Consider the following 19,001-nt stretch of genomic DNA (forward strand, 5'->3'; position numbering starts at 1 on the left):
ACAATAAGCGATTAACCCAATTATGACCAATTTATTTTAATAACAAAAACCCTATTAAAATATAGAGTTTCTGCCAACAGAATATTTTATCTCTCTTGCAAAGCTTGCTTCATTCGAGTGATTGGTTTTATTAAATATTGGAATATGGTTTTTTCTCCTGTTTTAACATCCACACTAGCAATCATGCCCGGAATAATCGGCATGGTTTTACCATTTTTATCAGTTAATGAGTTCTGATTCGTTTCAACCAAAATACGGTAGTACGCCTCATCTGGATTGAGATTGAGTTCACTCGGTCGTGTTTTATCTCTTAATGTGTCAGGGCTGATTAACGTCACCTTACCTTCCAAGCCACCATATAAGGCATAGTCATACGCAGTCACTTTTACAATCGCGCCAAGCCCAGGGTGTACAAATGCAACATCTTGAGGACGGATATAGGCTTCAACCAATAATTTGTCATTAAGCGGTACAATTTCCATAATGTCTTGTCCAGCCTGTACCACCCCTCCCACCGTATTAATCTTGATATTTTTAACAATCCCTCTTAAGGGTGCACGAATGAGTGAGCGATCTACAGGGTCTGCACGCATCGCCATATTTTCTTTGGCTTGTGCCAATTCTGACTCAACACGTACCAACTCATTATTCGCATCTGCGGCATATTGATTGCGCTTTTCATCTATTTGCAAAGCCAAATCAGAAGATTGACGTCGCATACGCAACAACTCAACTTCGGACATCACCCCCTCTGCCACCATAGGTGAAGTAATCGAAATTTCACGATCCAACATGGCTTTACTGGTTTGGAGTCCTGCAACAGCGTCATCGACTGCACGCCGACGCGCAACATATGCTGCACGTTCACGATGTTTTAAAGATTCACTAATTCCATCAGGAAACTGAATTTTCGTACCATAAGATTCCGCCCTTAAACGAGCAGACATGGCTTCAAGATTGGCAACTTTTGCCTCACTCTCTCTTAAAATGGCAGAACTACGGGTATCATCTAGACGAAGGAGAATCTGTCCTTTTTCAACAACATCACCTTCTTTCACTAGCATTTCCTTGATGGTTCCTGGGTCTAAACTTTGCAAAATTTGTTCACGACTGGTTGGAATAACACTACCTTGACCCCGTGTCACTTCTTCTACATGGCTGTGATAAGCCCAAAAAACAAACACAATCAAAAATACAAAAAGCAATCCAACTGTCCAGAACAAACCCGTATGCTTTTCCGTTTGTAAGGCAGCATTCAAGTCATTTAACAATTTCAAGTCTTTCGACTGAACCCGATCTGCGGGTGGATTTCGATATTCTTCCATATGCCTCACTTATGTTGATGTCGCTGTACTACACACGACTACTCAACATTTATTTTTTCTAATTGTGTATTGTTAGGGTGATTCTGCACTGTCGATGCATGATCTGGTGTGATCACGATGGTGCGACCTTCTTTTTGCTCTACGGTCCCTGCCGAACTGGTTTGCCCTGTCGCAGCCGCAGCATTCTGTTGTGTTGCCGATTTTGTCTGCTCATTTATGGCAAGTTTTTTCAGCACTTCGTCTCTAGGACCATCCATGACCACCTGACCTTGGTCAATCACAATAACGCGATTCACAATGCTCAGAACTTGAGTTCGATGCGTCACTACCAACAAAGTTTTGTCTTTACACCATTGATGCAATGCCATCAGGGTTTGTCGTTCAGTTAACTGATCTAAGCCATTGGTCGGCTCATCCAATAACACTACACGTGGAGAACGCAACGTTAATCGAGCCAAGGCGATAATTTGCTTCTGCCCACCAGAAAGCCCTAAACCATCTTCTCCTAAAGGCATGTCTAAACCACGCGGATGATTTTGAATTAAGCTGTCCAGACCAAAGCGTTTCAAAGCCTGTAACAACTCTTGATCCGTAGAAAAACCATCTTGTCTGGACAAGTCTAAATTTTCACGTAACGTCCCAAGAAAAAGACGCGGTGCTTGCCCCAGTAAAGCAACCTGATTACGCAAATAATTCGGATCTAACTGACGTAAATCCACACCATCCAGCGTGACATTTCCCTCTAGCGGTTCAAACATGCCACTGGCGAGCTTTAACGTGGTCGTTTTACCACTGCCGATTTTCCCGAGTATTCCCACTTTTTCACCGGGCGCGATATTCAGATTTAAGCCCTTAAGCGCAGGAGGAATATCTTTTTGATATTTAAAGCTTACGTTTTGAAATTTAAGTGCACCATTGACCTGATCTAGGCTGATATATTGCCGATCGGGATGACGTTCAATTTTACGATCAATAATGCTTTGCAGCCCTTGTAGACCAATTTTGGCCTGTTGAAAACGAATCGCTAAACTCGAAATTTGTGCCAATGGCGCCAATGCGCGTCCCGATAAAATCACCGAAGCAATCAATGCCCCCATGGTAATTTTATGATTTGGGTCTGGACTATGAATGAGATAAGTTCCAACAATGACTAAAATCACAGTGTTTAATTGCTGTACAGCAACAGAAAAATTCACCACAAAGTTGCTTAAATCTTTAGTTTTGGTACTTGAGGCTGCATTTTTAGCCGTGTAAAAATCCCATTTTTGCTGTGCCCAACTGGTTGCATTATTGGCTTTTAACGTTTCAATCCCTTCAATTGCCTCTACCGCCAAACCTTGGCGTTGCGAAGACTCTTTCATTGATTCATTGATATAGCGTGCTAAAGGTCTCTGAGACAGCATTCCAATCAACATCACGATTGGAATTAAAATTAAGGGAACAATTGCCAGTACACCGCCAATCATCCAAATCACAGTAATAAAAAGCAAAAGAAATGGTAAATCAACCAACACCAACAGACTAGCGCTGGTCATGAATTCCCGCACAGATTCAAATTCACGCAGATTATTGGCATAAGAACCCGATGACACTGGACGTTCCGCTAAATCCAAACTCATCACACGACGAAAAATAGCCGAACTGATAATTAAATCGGCTTTTTTACCCGCTATATCGGTTAAATGCCCACGGATCATTTTTGCAGCGAATTCAAAGCTGATTGCCAAAATAACCCCAATACTGAGCACCCAAAGGGTTTCATAAGATTTGTTCGGAATAACACGGTCGTAAACATTCATGACATACAGTGAGCTGACCAATGCCAAGAAATTAATAATGAAAGTCGCTAAGATAACTTGCGAATAATAGGCACGGAAACGCCAAATAACCTTCCAGAACCATGCTTTGGGTAAGTGATATTCTGGTAATTCAGAACGTAAATCACTGGCTAATTTCGGCTTAATAAACCAACAGTACCCTAAGTACAGTTCTGATAATTGCGCATGATCAACTCTTTGCTTTAAACCATCAATTTGTTGCAATTCATAAATTCGGTCAGCTCCTCCGCCATGAATTTGAGTAATCACTGCGGCTTCATTTTGCTGTAAAACAATCACTACAGGCACAGCTAAAGCGGGAATTTCATTGAGCGCTTTTTTACTTAACGTATTTTCAAAGCCATGACTTTTTAATACCTCAACCAAGGAAGGGAAATTCACATTTAAATTTTGATCATGCGTTACCTGTGCCATCAACGTTGCCACGGGTAAAGGGCTCCCCAATAGTCGGGTTACCAAAGCAATATGCTCTATTATGGATTTCATTCTCTTTATGTCATCCTATTTTAATGACTTGACCTTCAGGTCAATTACGCATGATCCACATCCACTTTGGATCAACAGTTTTTATTGTTACTGCTTCACCCAATTGCTAATATTGGCTTGAGCACGCAAATAAGCCAGTGCTGCCATTCGATAATCATTCTGTGCCGTCACATAAGCCATTTCGACACCTGCTAATTCGTTATACGCATTCAACACATCAATTAAGCTTTTGCGCGCAATCTTGAACTGCTTTTCATTGTCACTGACCACTTTACGAGATGCTAAAATTTGCTCCTGTGAAATATTCATTTTTTGCTGGCTTTGAAACATATCAATTTCAGCCGTACGTGCACGCTCCTCAATATCGCGCTGAATTTGATCAAGTCGTGCTTTAGCTGCCACCGCAGATTGCCCACTTTGTTCAACAGAATATTTCGCCCCACGGTTCAATAAATCCCACGACATATTCACATACACTTCACGATCTTCAGTGCTTACATTGCCTTCCAAATTAATACTTGGATAACGCTTTGCTTTACGATATTTCACTTCAGAACGAATACTCTCGAGCTCTGCCTCCTGAGCCAAATAAGAAGGATGGTGCGTAACCTCTCCCAGTTGATAACGCGATATAAATTCAGAGGGCGCCAGACCAATAAACGGATCACTCAGCGTGTCTTGATCAATCACTTCTGGGGAATATTTCTTAAGATGACTGAGCGCAAAACCCAATTCACGCTGCAAACTGCTAATGGTGTGTTCGACCTGCATTTGACGAGCACGTGCTTGTGTGAGTTCAGAACGACGTCCCGCATCATATTGCACAATCACACTGATATCTTGCGTAAACTTATTGTGACGCTGCAAACTTCGCATCTGTACAGCAAGCGCTTCATGTGCGTTCAGCGCCTTTAAATATTCAGAACCAATGTTGTAGCCTAGCTCCTCCGCAGTCTCATCAATTTTCTGTTCAAAATATTGAGATTTCTTCTCATCACGATCGACTTGAGCACTAATCGCGCCAAAAGAATAGAGGTTCAAACTTCCCCTCACTCCAGGTGTAAAATCTTCACTCACATAGTCATATTGTTTCTTGTGAGATTGACCAAGAATCTGGTTACCGGTCAAAGCCAAGGTTGGATAATGTAGCGATTTTGACTCTTTGACTTTACTTAATGCGGCTTCTTCATTTGCTTGTGCTTCCAACATCATTGGGTCTTGCTCCAAAGCTGTTTTTAACAATGTCTGTAACTGAACCGCATAAACCGAACTGCTACATAATAATGTGATCAATAAAGCAATTCTTTTATGCCAAGTCATTTGTTTTACTTGTTTATTTCGCATTCTCATATTTTTACTTTAGATATTTCTTATATACACAGAAAACTGTGACTTGCCTCTTAATGTAATTTTAGCAATTAAATTCAATAAGATAATTAAATATTTACAAAGCAAAACAAGACACGCATTATTAAGTTAAAATTAATTATGATAAAAAATAGACAGATGAATTTTTTATTCAATCAGAATATTAGAATAAATTTAATCAATATAGAGAGATTAATTTACAGAAAAAATGTGCATTAGTTAACTAAAAACTAATATTTATTTTTTATTTTGTACATATGTATATTAATTATGCATTCATTTAATTATTATCACTTTTGCTTATCTTTTAAACAAAACTTATCAGCATGCAAAACCAAGCATCTTGGTATACATTATTTGTTACAAATAAACCAACTGTATTACTCAACTTTAGCGATGAAATACATCACTTTTCTAGTTTTAAGTCTTTTCATTATTTTGTCTTTAATACAGTAAAATTGAATCCCAACAAGCACTATCCCCAATTCTTGGTATATTTCACATGAATGAACTGATTTCTCATCACAGTACATCTAAAAGCTTAGTCCATACAGACATTAAAAAAGCCACCTAAAAGGTGGCTTTTCTTTCAGCAGCGCTGAACATCAACAATTAACCAAGTTTCTTAGAAACATAGTCAATAGCAGATTGAACTGTAGTGATTTCGTTAGAATCTTCATCAGGAATAGTGATGTCGAAGTCATTTTCGAAAGACATTACAAGTTCAACTAGGTCTAGAGAGTCAGCACCCAAGTCATCCATGAAAGATGCTTCGTTTTTGATCTCTTCTACTTTAAGACCCAATTGTTCTGCAACCGCTTGTTTAACGCGTTGTTCGATATCGCTCACAGGAATTCTCCTCATTGCTTGTGGCGTTTTTAAATGCCGTTAGTTTAATTGAAACTCTAATTTTTTGAAAGTTTATCCATCAGCTAATTAGCTCATGTATAAACCACCATTTACGTGTATAACCGTACCCGTAATATAACTTGCCTTCTCAGAAGCCAAGAAACTTACAGCATTCGCGATATCTTGTGGTTCACCTAAACGTTGAAGTGCCACTTGATCACTCATTTTTTTACGAATTTCTTCGCTTAATTGTTCTGTCATTTCTGTTGCGATGAAACCTGGTGCAACTGAGTTTACAGTAATTTGGCGGCTACCCATCTCTTTTGCAAGGCTGCGGCTAAATGCCTCAATCCCTGCTTTAGCAGCTGAATAGTTTGCCTGTCCTGGGTTTGCGAAATGTGCAACCACAGAACTAATATTAATAATTCGTCCAAAACGCGCTTTGGTCATACCTTTAAGAACGCGTTTTGATAAGCGGTAGACCGCTTTTAAATGAATATTGAGAATATCATCCCAGTCATCTTCAGACATACGCAACAACAAATTATCTTTGGTAATCCCTGCATTATTTACAAGTGCAAGAACTGGACCATAATTTTGTTCGATATCTGTAACCAAAGCATCAATTGCAGTACCGTCACGTACATCGAGTACCTTACCTGCACCATTTTCACCAAATGCTGCTGATAATTTTTCCGCACCAGACTCAGAAGTCGCTGTACCTACTACAAAATAACCGTCTTGAATGAGTTGTTGAGCGATGGCAGCACCAATCCCTCGACTCGCGCCTGTCACCAATGCAACTTTGCGTTCTTGTGTCATGCAATTTTCCCTTCCGCCACTAAAATGGCATTCAGCGCATCCTCCATACGACCTTTCGTATCGATTGGGAATGCTTTTTCTATATTCGGCAAACGTTTCGCAAGATTGGCAAGGACATTACCAGGACCACATTCAACAATATATTGTATGCCCTGATCTTGCACAGTCTGCATTGTCTTTGTCCACTGTACCGATTGATACAATTGTGCAGTCAATGCTTGACGTAATTGCGCTACATCTGTCGCGATTTCCGCGTTGACATTTTGTATTACAGGAATACTAGGTAGCTCAATGGCAGTTTGTTCCAAAGCTTGCGCGAATTGCTCAGCAGCAGGTTTCATCAGCGAACAATGTGATGGAACCGACACAGGAAGCGCAATTGCCTTGCCTGATTGTTCTTTTGCAATGGCCATTACTGCTTCTACTGCAGCTTTATCACCCGCGATCACCACCTGACCTTGCGCATTATAATTTGCAGCTTCTACTGAACCCTGACCCTGCGCTGAAACTTCAGCACACAGCTCAAGGACTTTGGCATCCTCTAAACCCAAAATAGCCGCCATTGCGCCTTGACCTTGCGGAACAGCACTTTGCATCAGTTTGCCACGTAAATTGACGAGCTTAACAGCATCACCCAAGGTCATTGCACCCGCAGCCACCAAAGCACTGTATTCACCTAATGAGTGACCCGCAAGATATTTAGGTACAACACCACCCAACTCCAACCATACACGCCATAAAGCAATACTGGCTGTGAGCAATACAGGTTGAGTAAATTCAGTTTGGTCTAAACCTTCACCAGATTGTGCAATGTGCCACAAATCGAATCCAACCGCTTTAGAGGCTTCTGCAAATGTTGCTTCAACACTGGCAAATTGTTCTGCCAATTCAGCCAGCATGCCAACTTTTTGCGAACCTTGACCTGGAAACACAAATGCAGTTTTTGTTGCTTGAGCTGCTTGTTCAAGTGGTCTAGCAGACATATAAAAAATCCTTTATGTAGTCACTGCTCATTCATGGAGCGGAAATTTAACACTTAATTTTGTTTTTGGTAATTGCGAAATACAACAAAAATCGAAGACAAAAAAAAGGGAGCTTACGCTCCCAATTTTTTCACTAAGCTCATCGCTTAATGCTTCATCAATTATTCAGCAGATGCTTTAGCGAATAATTGACGACCACGGTAGATACCATCTTTAGATACGTGGTGACGACGGTGAGTCTCACCAGTAGCTTGGTCTACAGTTAATGCATTCTCAGTTAAAGCGTCATGTGAACGGCGCATGTCACGGCGAGAGCGACTTTTACGGTTTTGCTGAACGGCCATGATGGCTCCTTACAAATCGAAAAATATGGATCAGAACAAATTCAGTTGTCTTATACGGAAGAGTATAACACAAAAATTAGTTAAGTTTACCCTTCAAACTTGCCAAAACATCAAACGGGTTATCCCGCTTTTCTTCAACAAGCTCTTCAATGGCAGGTTGGTGCTTATGTTCACAAGCATCATGCTTAGGAGACAAAGGCATCAACAATAACAATTCATCTTCTATCAGAGACAGTAAATCAGCCGTCGCAGGTGCATCATAGCTACCTTTCGTCGTTGCTTCACTTTCACCTAAGACGATGAAATCAGCATCCTCATCCAAGCGCTCTATCAGTGACTCATCATCCACTAGAGCTAGATGAAAATCTGAAACGAGTTCAATACTAACCGCGTCTAAACAACGCTGGCATTCCATTGGGACATGCGTTTCAACGCGACCATCTAGCCATACAATGCGATGATACGCATCCATTGATAGCTTACAGTCTATGTTAATCAATTGATCATCAATTGATCCAACAGCTTCACGAGCGATACGAGCAAAGCGAGACAATGGCAGGGTACCTGACCATGTAAAGCCTTGTTCAGCCCATTTAAACGGCTCAATCTGTGCCGGAAAGGTATTTGCTGACATAATTAAGGCGGCAATTCTACAAATTCATCAGTACTCTGTCAAAGATTAAGATACAATTTTGTACTTATTTAGACAGACCATTTTGGGTAACACAGTCATGCATCTGTTGCAGCCGCAAACAGAAGTGAATAAAAAATCACTTGTTAGCACACTTTCAACTGTTCATTTTGACATTTCACCAGACCAAGTGCAACGTTTGGAATGGGCGAATTTACAGTCAGAAACGGAACAAGTTGACTGGCTCATCTTACACTTTAATTACTGGTTTTCCCACCTTAATGTGAATTTGATTCGTGGCGAACATGAACCTGAATATTTTCCAGCGACACAACAACAACCTGCACGTATTCAATTTGCCCATGGTTTCTTTAATAGTGCGTTGCATGAAATTAGTCATTGGACCATTGCAGGTGAACAACGTCGTCTCCTTCCCGATTTGGGTTATTGGTATGCCCCAGATGGCCGCACACAAGAACAACAAGCTTTATTTGAGCAAGTAGAAATTAAGCCTCAAGCCATTGAATGGATGTTTGCCAAAGCCTTTGGACGTAAATTCCGTGTTTCGCTCGACAATCTGACGGGTGACGGTGGCGATGGCTCTGCCTTTAAAGATCATGTATACGCACAAGTTCAGCATTATTGCTCTGGAGAAATAACTCTGCCACGAGATGCCCAATACTTTATTGACTGCATCTGTATATGCACACGAGGTGGCAAAAGATTACAAAGTGCCGAGTTTCAACGCGAAATGCTGGACTAATTACAAAATTCATCAAAGTTACATGACAAGATGTTGTAATTTCAGCAGATAATATATAAAAAATCAGGAGAATAATGATGTTGCACTTAAGAATACATCCTGATAATCCACAACCGCGCTTAATCAGTCAGGCAGTGGAACGCATTCGTGCGGGCGATGTGGTGGTTTATCCGACCGATGCTGCTTATGCAATTGGATGTCAGATTGGAAATAAGAATGCCATGGAGCGTATTTCTCAGATCCGTGGCTTAGGACCAAAGCATCAGTACGCAATTATTTGTTCAGATTTATCTGACATTGCCACCTACGCCAAAGTAGACAATGCCATGTATCGTTTACTGAAAAACAATACTCCCGCAGTTACCACCTTTATTTTACCTGCCACCAGTGAAGTACCACGTCGACTGATGCACCCGAAAAAGAAAACCATTGGTCTACGCATTCCAAGCAATCCGATTTGTCAGCTGCTTCTGAGAGAATTGGGTGAGCCATTACTGACCAGTACGCTGATTTTACCGGGTATTGAGGGTCCTTTAGATGATCCTTATGAAATCGAAATGCAACTTGAAAAACGCATTGATGTGTTTATTGATGGTGGCTTAGGTACTTTAAGCACCACCAGTATTGTGGATTTATCAGGAGAGAGTCCTGTTGTGATTCGTAAAGGCGTAGGTGATGTGAGTGCTTTTGAATAAGTTTAACCATCTGGGTTGAGGGGGTTATCCCCCTTACCCTAATCCCTTTTCTAAGGCTTATTGTCTTGTTTCATTTTGATTTTATAAGTTTTTTCCACTCTTATCCTGTTTAAAATAATGCTTTATGCTTCATCACGGAAATAAATACTCCGTATTTATTTGGCGCTTTTTTTGTTATTTGATCCCTCAAGTAATTTATTCATCACCTAATATGCATTACACTAAGGCCTATTAAAATTATGTATTTTTTAATCACCTCTACTTTCTCCCCTAAGTACTGATTCGAAAACACATAATCATGCCTTTGAAAATTCGCGTGGCCAATAACTGTAATGAATCAACTCGTCCCTAATGCAATGGAAGAAACGCCGCACATCCGCGTTCTAGATGAATGGCACGACTCCATCCCTGAGGATTTATATATTCCTCCTGCCGCATTTGAAATTCTCTTGGAGCATTTCGAAGGACCACTCGACTTTTTAATTTACTTAATTCAAAAAAATGGCTTCGACTTATTACAGTTAGATATTGCACCGATTGCGGCCCAATATCTTTCTTATATGGATGCCATGAAGTCACTAAATATTGAGCTAACTGCTGACTATATGGTGATGGCAGCGTTATTGGCTGATTTAAAATCTCGTTTATTGCTGCCAAAACCGACCAGTATTGCAGTTGAAAAAGACCCGAAACAAGCGCTGATTGATCGCCTAGAAACTTATCTTCGTGTGAAACAGGCGGCTGAGCGTTTGGGGCAAATGAGTATTTTAGAACGAGATACTTTTGAAACCAATGTTAGCCTTGGTGATGTTGCTGTCCAGCATGAAGGCTTTTCCGTCAATCTATTGCATGATGCTTTGTTCTGCGTGTTTAACCGCCCAGAACCAGTGACTCATAAAATTGAACAAGAACCAGTATTGCTTGAAGAACGAATTGCCTTTATTGAAGAAAAGTTGCAGGCCGGTGAAATTTTAGATTTTATTGAATTACTCAAACCCAGTCAGGGTCGTATGGGCGTAGTTGTGACTTTTATGGCTGTATTGGAGCTGACCCGTCAACAACGGATTCAAATTATTGGTTCAGGCATAGAGGCGCCACTTAGTGTTCAAGGAGCGCACGTATGAGTGAAGCGGATCTATTTTCGCAATCAGAAATTCAGCATGAAATGTTGATGCAACTGGAAGCCATTATTTTTGCCAGTGATGCGCCTGTTTCTTTGGCACGTCTGAAAGAAGCATTTCAAGATCAATACTCCAAATCTGAATTACGCCAACTGATACAACAACTCATGGTTTTACAACATGGTCGCTCAATTGAACTGGTCGAAACTGCGCAAGGTTTCCGCTTTCAAGTACGCGCCAAATACCGTCAAATCATTACCCAAACTTGGCCTGAGCGCCCAACGCGCTTATCGCCTTCTCTGCTCGAAATCTTGGCGGTGGTGGCTTACCATCAACCCGTGACTCGTGCGGACATTGAACAAATTCGTGGAGTCTCTAATAATAGTCAAATATTAAGAACCCTATTTGACTGGAACTGGATTAAAGAATCTGGTTTTAGGGATCTCCCTGGAAGACCCGCGTTGTTAGTTACAACGCCCCAGTTTTTAAATGCTTTTGGCCTAACATCGGTTGGTCAATTGCCTCCCCTACAGGATGCCAAGGAAGCTTTTATGGCTCTCGATGCGCAAGCACCGAAGTCTTAAATAGGTGAACTGTTGATGATAATTTCTAAGGTTATGCTGTCATGAGTGAAAAATTGCAAAAGGTGCTCGCACGAGTTGGTCTCGGCTCTCGCCGTTATATGGAAGAGGTCATTGCTGCTGGTCGTGTAAGTGTCAACGGTAGCGTTGCTCAAGTGGGCGAACGTATTGAGCCAGGTGATGAGCTTCGCATCGATGGTCGTAAAGTGCAGTTCCAAATTGAAGATGAAATTCGTCGTCGAGTTCTGATTTACTACAAACCAGAAGGCGAAATTTGTTCACGTAACGACCCTGAACAACGTCCAACTGTGTTTGATAACTTACCAAGCATTGCTAATGATCGTTGGGTCATGGTGGGGCGTCTGGATATTAACTCTACAGGCTTATTGCTGTTCACAAATGATGGTGAACTCGCAAACCGCTTAATGCACCCATCGAATGAAATTGAGCGTGAATACGCAGTGCGTGTAATGGGTGAAGTAACGCCGCAAATTAAAAACAATATGCTGCGTGGCGTGGTGCTAGACGATGGTCCTGCAAAATTTGAATCATTCTCTGAAATTGGCGGTGAAGGAATTAACCGTTGGTTCCAAGTGGTCGTAAAAGAAGGCCGTAACCGCGAAGTACGTCGTATTTTTGAATCTCAAGGTTTGAAAGTGAGCCGTCTATTACGTACCCGCTATGGTACCGTAATTTTACCACGTGACTTACGTACAGGTCGTTGGATCGAGTTGGACAAAAACGACATCGATAATTTAACCAAATCGGTTGAACTTAAGCCACGTCAAGGTACGGGTTTATTTGGCATGGCAAAACGCCGTACTGAACGTATGCAAGACAAACCATTGGCAGCACGTCGTGGTGGTTTCTTACGTCAGCAACGTCGTGACAATGAAGATGAAGGTCAACAACAAGCAAAGCCAGCCTTCAACCGTGAACGCCGTGAAAACCCAAATGGCCATAGCCAACGTCGTCAGGACAATGCGCAAACAGGTTATGGTCAACGTGAACCACGCCAAAACTCTGGCTATGCACAACGTGACAGTCGCCCTGAAAACTTTGGTAACAAAGGCTCATATGGTCAACGCGATGCTCGTGATGAAAATGCACCACGTAAACCTTTTGGAAATAAAAGCTTTAAAAAGTTTTAATCATTGACGTTAAAATTTGAGCCACTTTCGAGTGGCTCTTTTTATGGGTAATGTATATGCCGTGTAATAAACCACTTTATGTTATGGATTGCAAAGAAGCGTAAAATTTAGCACTTTTAAAAACACCCAATCTATTGAGCACTTTAGTTATCCTACTACCCTTACATGAATTACACACCCTGTGGAATGGCACTGAGTAAGCGTTTGGTATATTCATGCTGTGGCGACTGATACAAATCATCTGAATTGGCTATTTCGACAATATCTCCATGATTCATGACCATGATTTGATCTGAAATATATTTCACCACCGACAAATCATGTGAGATAAAAATATAGCTAAGTCCAAATTCATCCTGTAAATCTTGCAGAAGATTAAGCACCTGTGCTTGTACGGAAACATCCAATGCCGACACAGACTCATCACAGATCAAAATTTCTGGTTTTAGGGTTAAACAACGTGCTATCGCAATACGTTGCCGTTGTCCACCTGAAAACTCATGTGGATAACGATGATAGGCTGAGGCAGGCAGACTGACCCGCTCCAGCAAATCCAAAGCCATTTTTTTGCGTTCAGCATCATCGGCACCAATTGCATGCACTTGCATTGGCTCCAGTAGAATTTGTCCTACCGTAAAGCGTGGATTTAAAGAGGCATAAGGGTTTTGGAAAATAATTTGAATCTTGCGTTGATAGCGAGCAAACTCTTTTTCTGACATGGCTAAAATATCTTGACCTTCAAACAGGGCTTTTCCGCCTGTCGCATCCTGTAAACGCATGAGCAATAATCCGATCGTGGTTTTACCCGAACCAGACTCCCCCACCAAACCTAAGGTTTTGCCTTTCGCCAATTGGAAGGAAACCCCTTTCACTGCCTGAAACTCATCTTTACCAAATAGTCCTTTACGGCTATAAAATGATTTTTTTAAATCACGAACATCCAGAATAATTTCTTCATTGCCTTTTAAGCCCCGTTGTCGCTGTGCTCGATGCGGTTCAGTTGCAGCTTTTTTTTCTACCCAAATCTGACCTTGTTGCTGCATAAAGTCACTGATCATCGGCAAGCGGAACGGGCGTTGTGACAGTTGCGGACGACATTGTAGTAAAGCACGAGTATAAATATCTTGCGGTTGCTCCAAGACCGATTTTACTGCGCCTTGCTCACGGATTTCGCCATGACGCATTACAATCACGTGATCAGCAATTTCACCCACCAATGCCAGATCATGGGTAATAAACAGCATCGACATGTTACGGCGTTGCTGTAAGTCTTGTAATAAATCCAGAATTTGCTTTTGAATGGTTACATCTAGTGCCGTGGTCGGTTCATCCGCAATCAACAACTTCGGTTCACAGGCAATTGCCATCGCAATCATCACACGTTGTTGCTGCCCACCCGAAAGCTGACTGGGATAAGCATCAATTTTGGTTTCAGGTGTGGGAATCCCCACCTCTTTGAGTAACTCCAAAGTACGCGTTCTGGCTTGCTTGCGCCCCATAGCCAAATGCAATCTAAGCACTTCTGCAATCTGATCACCGACAGTAAATACTGGATTGAGCGAAGACATCGGTTCCTGAAAAATCATGGCGATGTCTTTGCCACAAATTTTTCGCATCTCAGCACGTGATAAGGTCAGTAAATTCACGCCTTCAAACACAATTTTACTTTCTGCCGAAATCAGGCTTTGCTCTGGCGGCAATAAACCCATGGTTGCAAGCGATGTCACCGATTTACCACTGCCCGACTCACCCACTAAGGCAACCGTGGTATGCGTTGGAATTTCAAATGATATTCCCTTCACAGTTTCGATGTACTGCTTATTTTCCCCCTTAAAACTGACTTTAAGGTTTTCAACTTTTAATAAGATTGAGTTTTGTTTTGATTCAGTCATGTTCATACACCTCTTATTTTAGTTTTGGGTCCAATGCATCACGCAATGCATCGGTAAACATGGAAAATGCCGTGACCAACACGGCCATTGCGACTGAAGCTGCAACCAGTTGCCACCATTTACCTAAAATCAATTCGCTTTGTGCCTCATTCAGCATACTACCCCAAGACACGACCCCTACAGGTACACCAAAACCCAAGAAGCTCAGAATGACTTCAGACTTAATAAACGCCACCACAAGAATCGAGATTTGTACCAAAGCAATATGACTAACATTCGGGAAAATATGGACAAACATACGTCTAAAATGACTGACCCCAATGGCTTTGGCAGCCAGTACATATTCACGCGAGGTATGTTTCATATACTCAGCACGAATTAAACGATAAACACCCGTCCAACCTGTTAAACCCAGAATCAATACAATCGAAACAATCCCTTTTTGCTGTAGTACCGCTGCGATGGCTAAAATCAGTAACAGGTAGGGAATAGAAGTAAAGATGTTATAAAACCAGTTCAAAACATCATCAACCCAACCACCAAAGTAACCTGAAATTGCCCCAAGTACCGTCCCAATCACTACCGCCAATAAGGCAGCGACCACGCCCACAATAATGGATGTTTCTGCACCTTTAATGGTTTTTTGCAGGACATCTTGCCCCCATTTGTCCGCGCCAAAAGGAAGGGTTTGTTTTAATTCAGCCTGTTGATCAAGCAAATGTCCGTCCAATTGCTGATCTATCGCTTTCATATCCTCCGCTAAGGGATCAACCACACCGTAATAATCTATCGTGCCTCCTGTACCCTGCTCTTTGGCAATTTCGGCATTCAGTTCATGGATGACATCTTTTAAAGGATCGACAGGATTTTCAGGCAATGCCTGTGATTGAGTAACGACTTTTTCGGTTGTATCGCGGACAGGATCTGCACCAATAAAGGTGGGAGGTGCATAGCTGACAGCGACTTCTTTATTCCAGTTTGAGGCAATCACCCCTGTCATGGACAGCAGCAACATCACGAAATAACACAGCACCACAAACAATGAGATCATGGCGATGCGATCTGCTTTTAAACGGCGCATGGCCAGTTGCCAAAGCCCAGAAGATGCGGTGTCTGCGGTATCCAGTGCTTTTCTTTTAAATATCACACTTAGCATAGTTCACCTACTTCAACTGTACGCGAGGATCGACCAGCTTATACACCAGATCGGCAATCAGGTTAAAAATCATGGTGGCTGCTGCAACATAAACCGTGATGGCTTTAATCACAGGAAAATCACTACGTTCAACTGCAATAATCACTTCTCGCCCAATGCCGGGAATACCGAAAAAGCGCTCAATCAAAAATGCCCCTATTAATAATGCAGGTAAGGTCGCCATAACATCGGTAATAATCGGGATAGAGGCATTCCGTAGTACATGCACACCAAGGATGCGACGTTCTCCCACTCCTTTGGCACGTGCAGTGCGCACATAGTCCTGATTCACTTCATCAAGAACAAAGCTGCGGTAGAGTCTTAAGGTCGGAGCAATGCTCACCACCAACATAATTAAAATCGGTAGTAAGGCGTATTTAAACAGGTTTTCACTAAAACGGTCACTCCAACCTTGCACGGGAAACCAACTCAGTTGATAAGCAAATACATACTGAAAAACAATGATATACACCAAAATACTGATCGACATACCAATCGTGCACATCATCATGACCATACGATCCGTTAGCGTGCCGCGCACCGCAGAAACCGCCAATGCCAAAATAATCGAGATCACAGTTTGTAAAATCGTGAGCGGAATGAGTAAGGTCAGTGACGGACCTAAACGCGTGGTGATAATTTGTGAAACAGACTCCCCCGTACTCCAGCTCAGACCATAATCAAAGGTCAAAATCTGTTTGATGAAAATCCACAACTGTACATAGTAGGGTTGATCAACTCCTAACTGTTGGCGAATATTTTCAATCTGTTCTGGATTAGACATTTTGCCTGCCAGAATATAAGCAGGATCTCCCCCCACCCAGTTAAACAAAAAGAAGATTAGCAGCACCACTCCGAGCATGGTCGGAATCATTTGCCATAGGCGACGTATGATATATGCCAGCATCTTGATGCCCCCTATTTAACCCGTTGACCTGTAATTTCATCAAAAAAGGCTTTGTTATCTGGTTTACGCCCCAAGAAATCTTTCACCAAGTCTTCTGCGGGTTTCTGACCACCTTGAGATAAAATGGTTTGGCGATAACGCTGGCCAACTTCAGGATTATTCAAATTCTTGCCAAAAGCAGAAAGCATGTCTAAAGCCAGCACTTCAGACCACATATAGCCGTAATACCCCACTTGATAGCCACCCATGATGTGCCCAAACTGCCCAGGAAATTCCGTGTTGGGTACATAGCCCAATGCGGTTGAGCCTTCCATTTTCTTCCAGACATCTAAGGGCTGCTCCTTCAAAGCATTACTGCCATGTAGGGCCATATCATATTGGGCGTACAGAGTTTGACGGGCATAATGCAAGCCACGACCATAACTGTGTACTGCATTGAGTTTGGCAATCAACTTATCGTCGACTCGTGGACATGCAGGTTGGCAATAATCTGCCACTTTCGATAATGTTTCCTTGCGTCTTGCCCATTCCTCATACATTTGCGAAGGGGCTTCAACAAAATCACGTTCCACCGATGTGCCCGATTGGGCTGAATAACGGGTAGTCGACAAAATGCCATGTAAGGCATGTCCAAACTCATGCACAAAGGTTTCCAGTTCATCACTGTTTAAACCTTTGCGATTGAAATTGGTCACCAATGCCGAAATCGGTTTGCGCCCCGTTAAACTACTACCACCATAAACTCCCCAGACTGCGGCATGTCCATATTTGCCTTCACGCGGGAATTTATCGACATACAATCCACCCAAAAGTTGCCCTGTTTTCTGATCGGTCACATCGTAATATTCAACTTCATTTTGCCAAACATCAACTTTGGCAGGTTTAAATTCAATGCCATAAAGATTAGATGAAATGGCGAATAGCCAGTCCTGTGCTGCTTGAGTTGGGAAATATTCCCGCATTTTTTCTTGATCGACCTGATACTTGGCTTTACGTAGCTTTTCACTCCAATATGCCTCGCTCCAACGCTCAATCTTGGCTTGCTTTAATGGAATTTTTAAAGTTTTGGCTTGAAACTCGCGTAGCGTGTCCACCTCTTTTTGCTCTAAAGGCGCAACCTTCGCGTGTACTTCAGACAGAAATTTGTTCACATTTTCTGGGGTTTCTGCCATACGTTTATGCAGCGCCCACTCGGCATAACTGGATTTACCAAACAATTGTGCCAATTCATAACGCAAGTCCATGGCTTGTTTCAGTAATGCCAAATTACGCTCCCCCCCACGGCGGGTATAAGCTATCTGATAACGCTGACGTGCAGCATCGTTGTCTGCCAACTCCATGAAAGGACGATATTCAGGGTATTCAAAACCGAGTAAGTAATTGCCTTGGTCATTTTTCTTTAAGGCATCGATATAGCTTTGCGGCAATCCTGTTAATTCAGCAGGCGTAAACTCTAACTTTTGTGGATTATCACGTACATTACGCGCATATTCCTGCTCAATCTTCGCCAGTTCTGCCAAAATCACTTTTAAACGTGCTTGCTTTTCGGCACTTAACTGAATCCCTGTTTTTTCAAAATCGTTGAGTAAATCTTCCCGAAACTTGCTATCAATCGCATCTTTGGCTTGGGTGCTCTTGATTTGTTGATACAGTTTTGGGTTTTGATAAATATCGGTTTGGAACTGACTAATCTTGATTTCACAATCTTCAGCCGCTTTACGCAAAGCTGCATCTGGAGAAACATTGCTGTATAAGCCAATAGGCCCATAAAAATCTTCAAATGAGGCAAAGATACGATCCCATTCCGCCAGTACAGGCGCAGCATTGTTCTGTGCCGTCATCGGCTTGGCTTCAAATTGTGTGAGTTGCCTTTGAATATCCTTGATTTTGGCATCACACAAAGTCGGAATATCTTCGGCTTGAAATTGCGGCAAGGTTTGACGCGTAGGAGAATCTGCAAAAGTGAACTGCTGTACTGCAAAAGTCAAAACACTGAGTGCGGTCAATTTGAAGGTTGGGTGATTCATCATTACTCCAGTTTTATTTAATT

Annotated in this window: 17 protein-coding genes; 5 read left to right on the forward strand and 12 right to left on the reverse strand. The window is 42.0% G+C overall.

The window, feature by feature from the left end:
• Nucleotides 1–86: 86 nt before the first annotated feature.
• From E0H87_RS08515 to E0H87_RS08550, 8 genes are all read right to left on the reverse strand, one after another.
• Complete coding sequence (locus E0H87_RS08515) at nucleotides 87–1,325, reverse strand: HlyD family type I secretion periplasmic adaptor subunit (protein WP_131323186.1); 1,239 nt, start codon at nucleotides 1,323–1,325, stop codon at nucleotides 87–89.
• A 38-nt stretch (nucleotides 1,326–1,363) separates the two neighbouring features.
• The gene (locus tag E0H87_RS08520) at nucleotides 1,364–3,649 is read right to left on the reverse strand and encodes a type I secretion system permease/ATPase (RefSeq protein ID WP_131323187.1); all 2,286 of its coding nucleotides are present in this window, start codon (nucleotides 3,647–3,649) and stop codon (nucleotides 1,364–1,366) included.
• 87 nt (nucleotides 3,650–3,736) lie between these two features.
• Nucleotides 3,737–4,993 carry a TolC family protein gene (locus E0H87_RS08525; protein ID WP_165493950.1) on the reverse strand — a complete coding sequence of 419 codons (1,257 nt, stop codon included), beginning with the start codon at nucleotides 4,991–4,993 and terminating at the stop codon, nucleotides 3,737–3,739.
• 636 nt (nucleotides 4,994–5,629) lie between these two features.
• Nucleotides 5,630–5,866 (reverse strand): acyl carrier protein, encoded by a 237-nt coding sequence (gene acpP, locus E0H87_RS08530; RefSeq protein WP_016166057.1) that lies wholly within the window; start codon nucleotides 5,864–5,866, stop codon nucleotides 5,630–5,632.
• A gap of 87 nt (nucleotides 5,867–5,953) precedes the next feature.
• Complete coding sequence (fabG, locus tag E0H87_RS08535; RefSeq protein ID WP_131323189.1) at nucleotides 5,954–6,688, reverse strand: 3-oxoacyl-ACP reductase FabG; 735 nt, start codon at nucleotides 6,686–6,688, stop codon at nucleotides 5,954–5,956.
• Nucleotides 6,685–7,671, reverse strand: a complete 987-nt coding sequence (gene fabD, locus E0H87_RS08540) for an ACP S-malonyltransferase (RefSeq protein ID WP_131323190.1) — start codon at nucleotides 7,669–7,671, stop codon at nucleotides 6,685–6,687. The genes fabG and fabD overlap by 4 nt, the downstream gene beginning before the upstream one ends.
• Nucleotides 7,672–7,832: 161 nt before the next feature.
• Nucleotides 7,833–8,015 carry a 50S ribosomal protein L32 gene (gene rpmF / locus E0H87_RS08545; RefSeq protein ID WP_004279227.1) on the reverse strand — a complete coding sequence of 61 codons (183 nt, stop codon included), beginning with the start codon at nucleotides 8,013–8,015 and terminating at the stop codon, nucleotides 7,833–7,835.
• Nucleotides 8,016–8,091: 76 nt separating this feature from the next.
• On the reverse strand, nucleotides 8,092–8,649 hold the full coding sequence (locus E0H87_RS08550; RefSeq protein WP_131323191.1) for a YceD family protein: 558 nt from the start codon (nucleotides 8,647–8,649) through the stop codon (nucleotides 8,092–8,094).
• A 97-nt stretch (nucleotides 8,650–8,746) separates the two neighbouring features.
• Here E0H87_RS08550 and E0H87_RS08555 point away from each other — a divergent pair, with 97 nt between their 5' ends.
• The 5 genes from E0H87_RS08555 to rluB all read left to right on the forward strand — a co-directional run bounded on the left by E0H87_RS08555 (nucleotide 8,747) and on the right by rluB (nucleotide 12,957).
• Nucleotides 8,747–9,409, forward strand: a complete 663-nt coding sequence (locus tag E0H87_RS08555; RefSeq protein ID WP_131323192.1) for an elongation factor P hydroxylase — start codon at nucleotides 8,747–8,749, stop codon at nucleotides 9,407–9,409.
• A 77-nt stretch (nucleotides 9,410–9,486) separates the two neighbouring features.
• Nucleotides 9,487–10,104: an L-threonylcarbamoyladenylate synthase gene (locus E0H87_RS08560; protein ID WP_131323193.1), complete on the forward strand. Its 618-nt coding sequence runs from the start codon at nucleotides 9,487–9,489 to the stop codon at nucleotides 10,102–10,104.
• 332 nt (nucleotides 10,105–10,436) lie between these two features.
• A complete protein-coding gene (locus E0H87_RS08565) occupies nucleotides 10,437–11,228 on the forward strand; it encodes a segregation and condensation protein A (RefSeq protein WP_205677745.1) in 792 nt (263 codons plus the stop codon).
• A complete protein-coding gene (gene scpB / locus E0H87_RS08570; protein WP_131323194.1) occupies nucleotides 11,225–11,809 on the forward strand; it encodes an SMC-Scp complex subunit ScpB in 585 nt (194 codons plus the stop codon). Before E0H87_RS08565 ends, scpB begins: the two co-directional genes overlap by 4 nt.
• Before the next feature lie 41 nt (nucleotides 11,810–11,850).
• On the forward strand, nucleotides 11,851–12,957 hold the full coding sequence (rluB, locus tag E0H87_RS08575; protein WP_131323195.1) for a 23S rRNA pseudouridine(2605) synthase RluB: 1,107 nt from the start codon (nucleotides 11,851–11,853) through the stop codon (nucleotides 12,955–12,957).
• Nucleotides 12,958–13,127: 170 nt separating this feature from the next.
• Here rluB and E0H87_RS08580 read toward each other — a convergent pair whose 3' ends face one another.
• From E0H87_RS08580 to E0H87_RS08595, 4 genes are read right to left on the reverse strand one after another with little or no spacing between them, the layout of a single operon-like run.
• The gene (locus E0H87_RS08580) at nucleotides 13,128–14,849 is read right to left on the reverse strand and encodes an ABC transporter ATP-binding protein (protein ID WP_131323196.1); all 1,722 of its coding nucleotides are present in this window, start codon (nucleotides 14,847–14,849) and stop codon (nucleotides 13,128–13,130) included.
• A 13-nt stretch (nucleotides 14,850–14,862) separates the two neighbouring features.
• Nucleotides 14,863–16,005 (reverse strand): ABC transporter permease, encoded by a 1,143-nt coding sequence (locus E0H87_RS08585; RefSeq protein ID WP_131323197.1) that lies wholly within the window; start codon nucleotides 16,003–16,005, stop codon nucleotides 14,863–14,865.
• Nucleotides 16,006–16,012: 7 nt separating this feature from the next.
• Nucleotides 16,013–16,951, reverse strand: a complete 939-nt coding sequence (locus E0H87_RS08590) for an ABC transporter permease (protein ID WP_044739329.1) — start codon at nucleotides 16,949–16,951, stop codon at nucleotides 16,013–16,015.
• An 11-nt stretch (nucleotides 16,952–16,962) separates the two neighbouring features.
• On the reverse strand, nucleotides 16,963–18,978 hold the full coding sequence (locus E0H87_RS08595; protein WP_131323198.1) for a M3 family metallopeptidase: 2,016 nt from the start codon (nucleotides 18,976–18,978) through the stop codon (nucleotides 16,963–16,965).
• Between the last annotated feature and the right edge of the window lie 23 nt (nucleotides 18,979–19,001).

The sequence above is a fragment of the Acinetobacter sp. ANC 4178 genome, from assembly GCF_004331175.1.
Lineage (GTDB): Bacteria > Pseudomonadota > Gammaproteobacteria > Pseudomonadales > Moraxellaceae > Acinetobacter.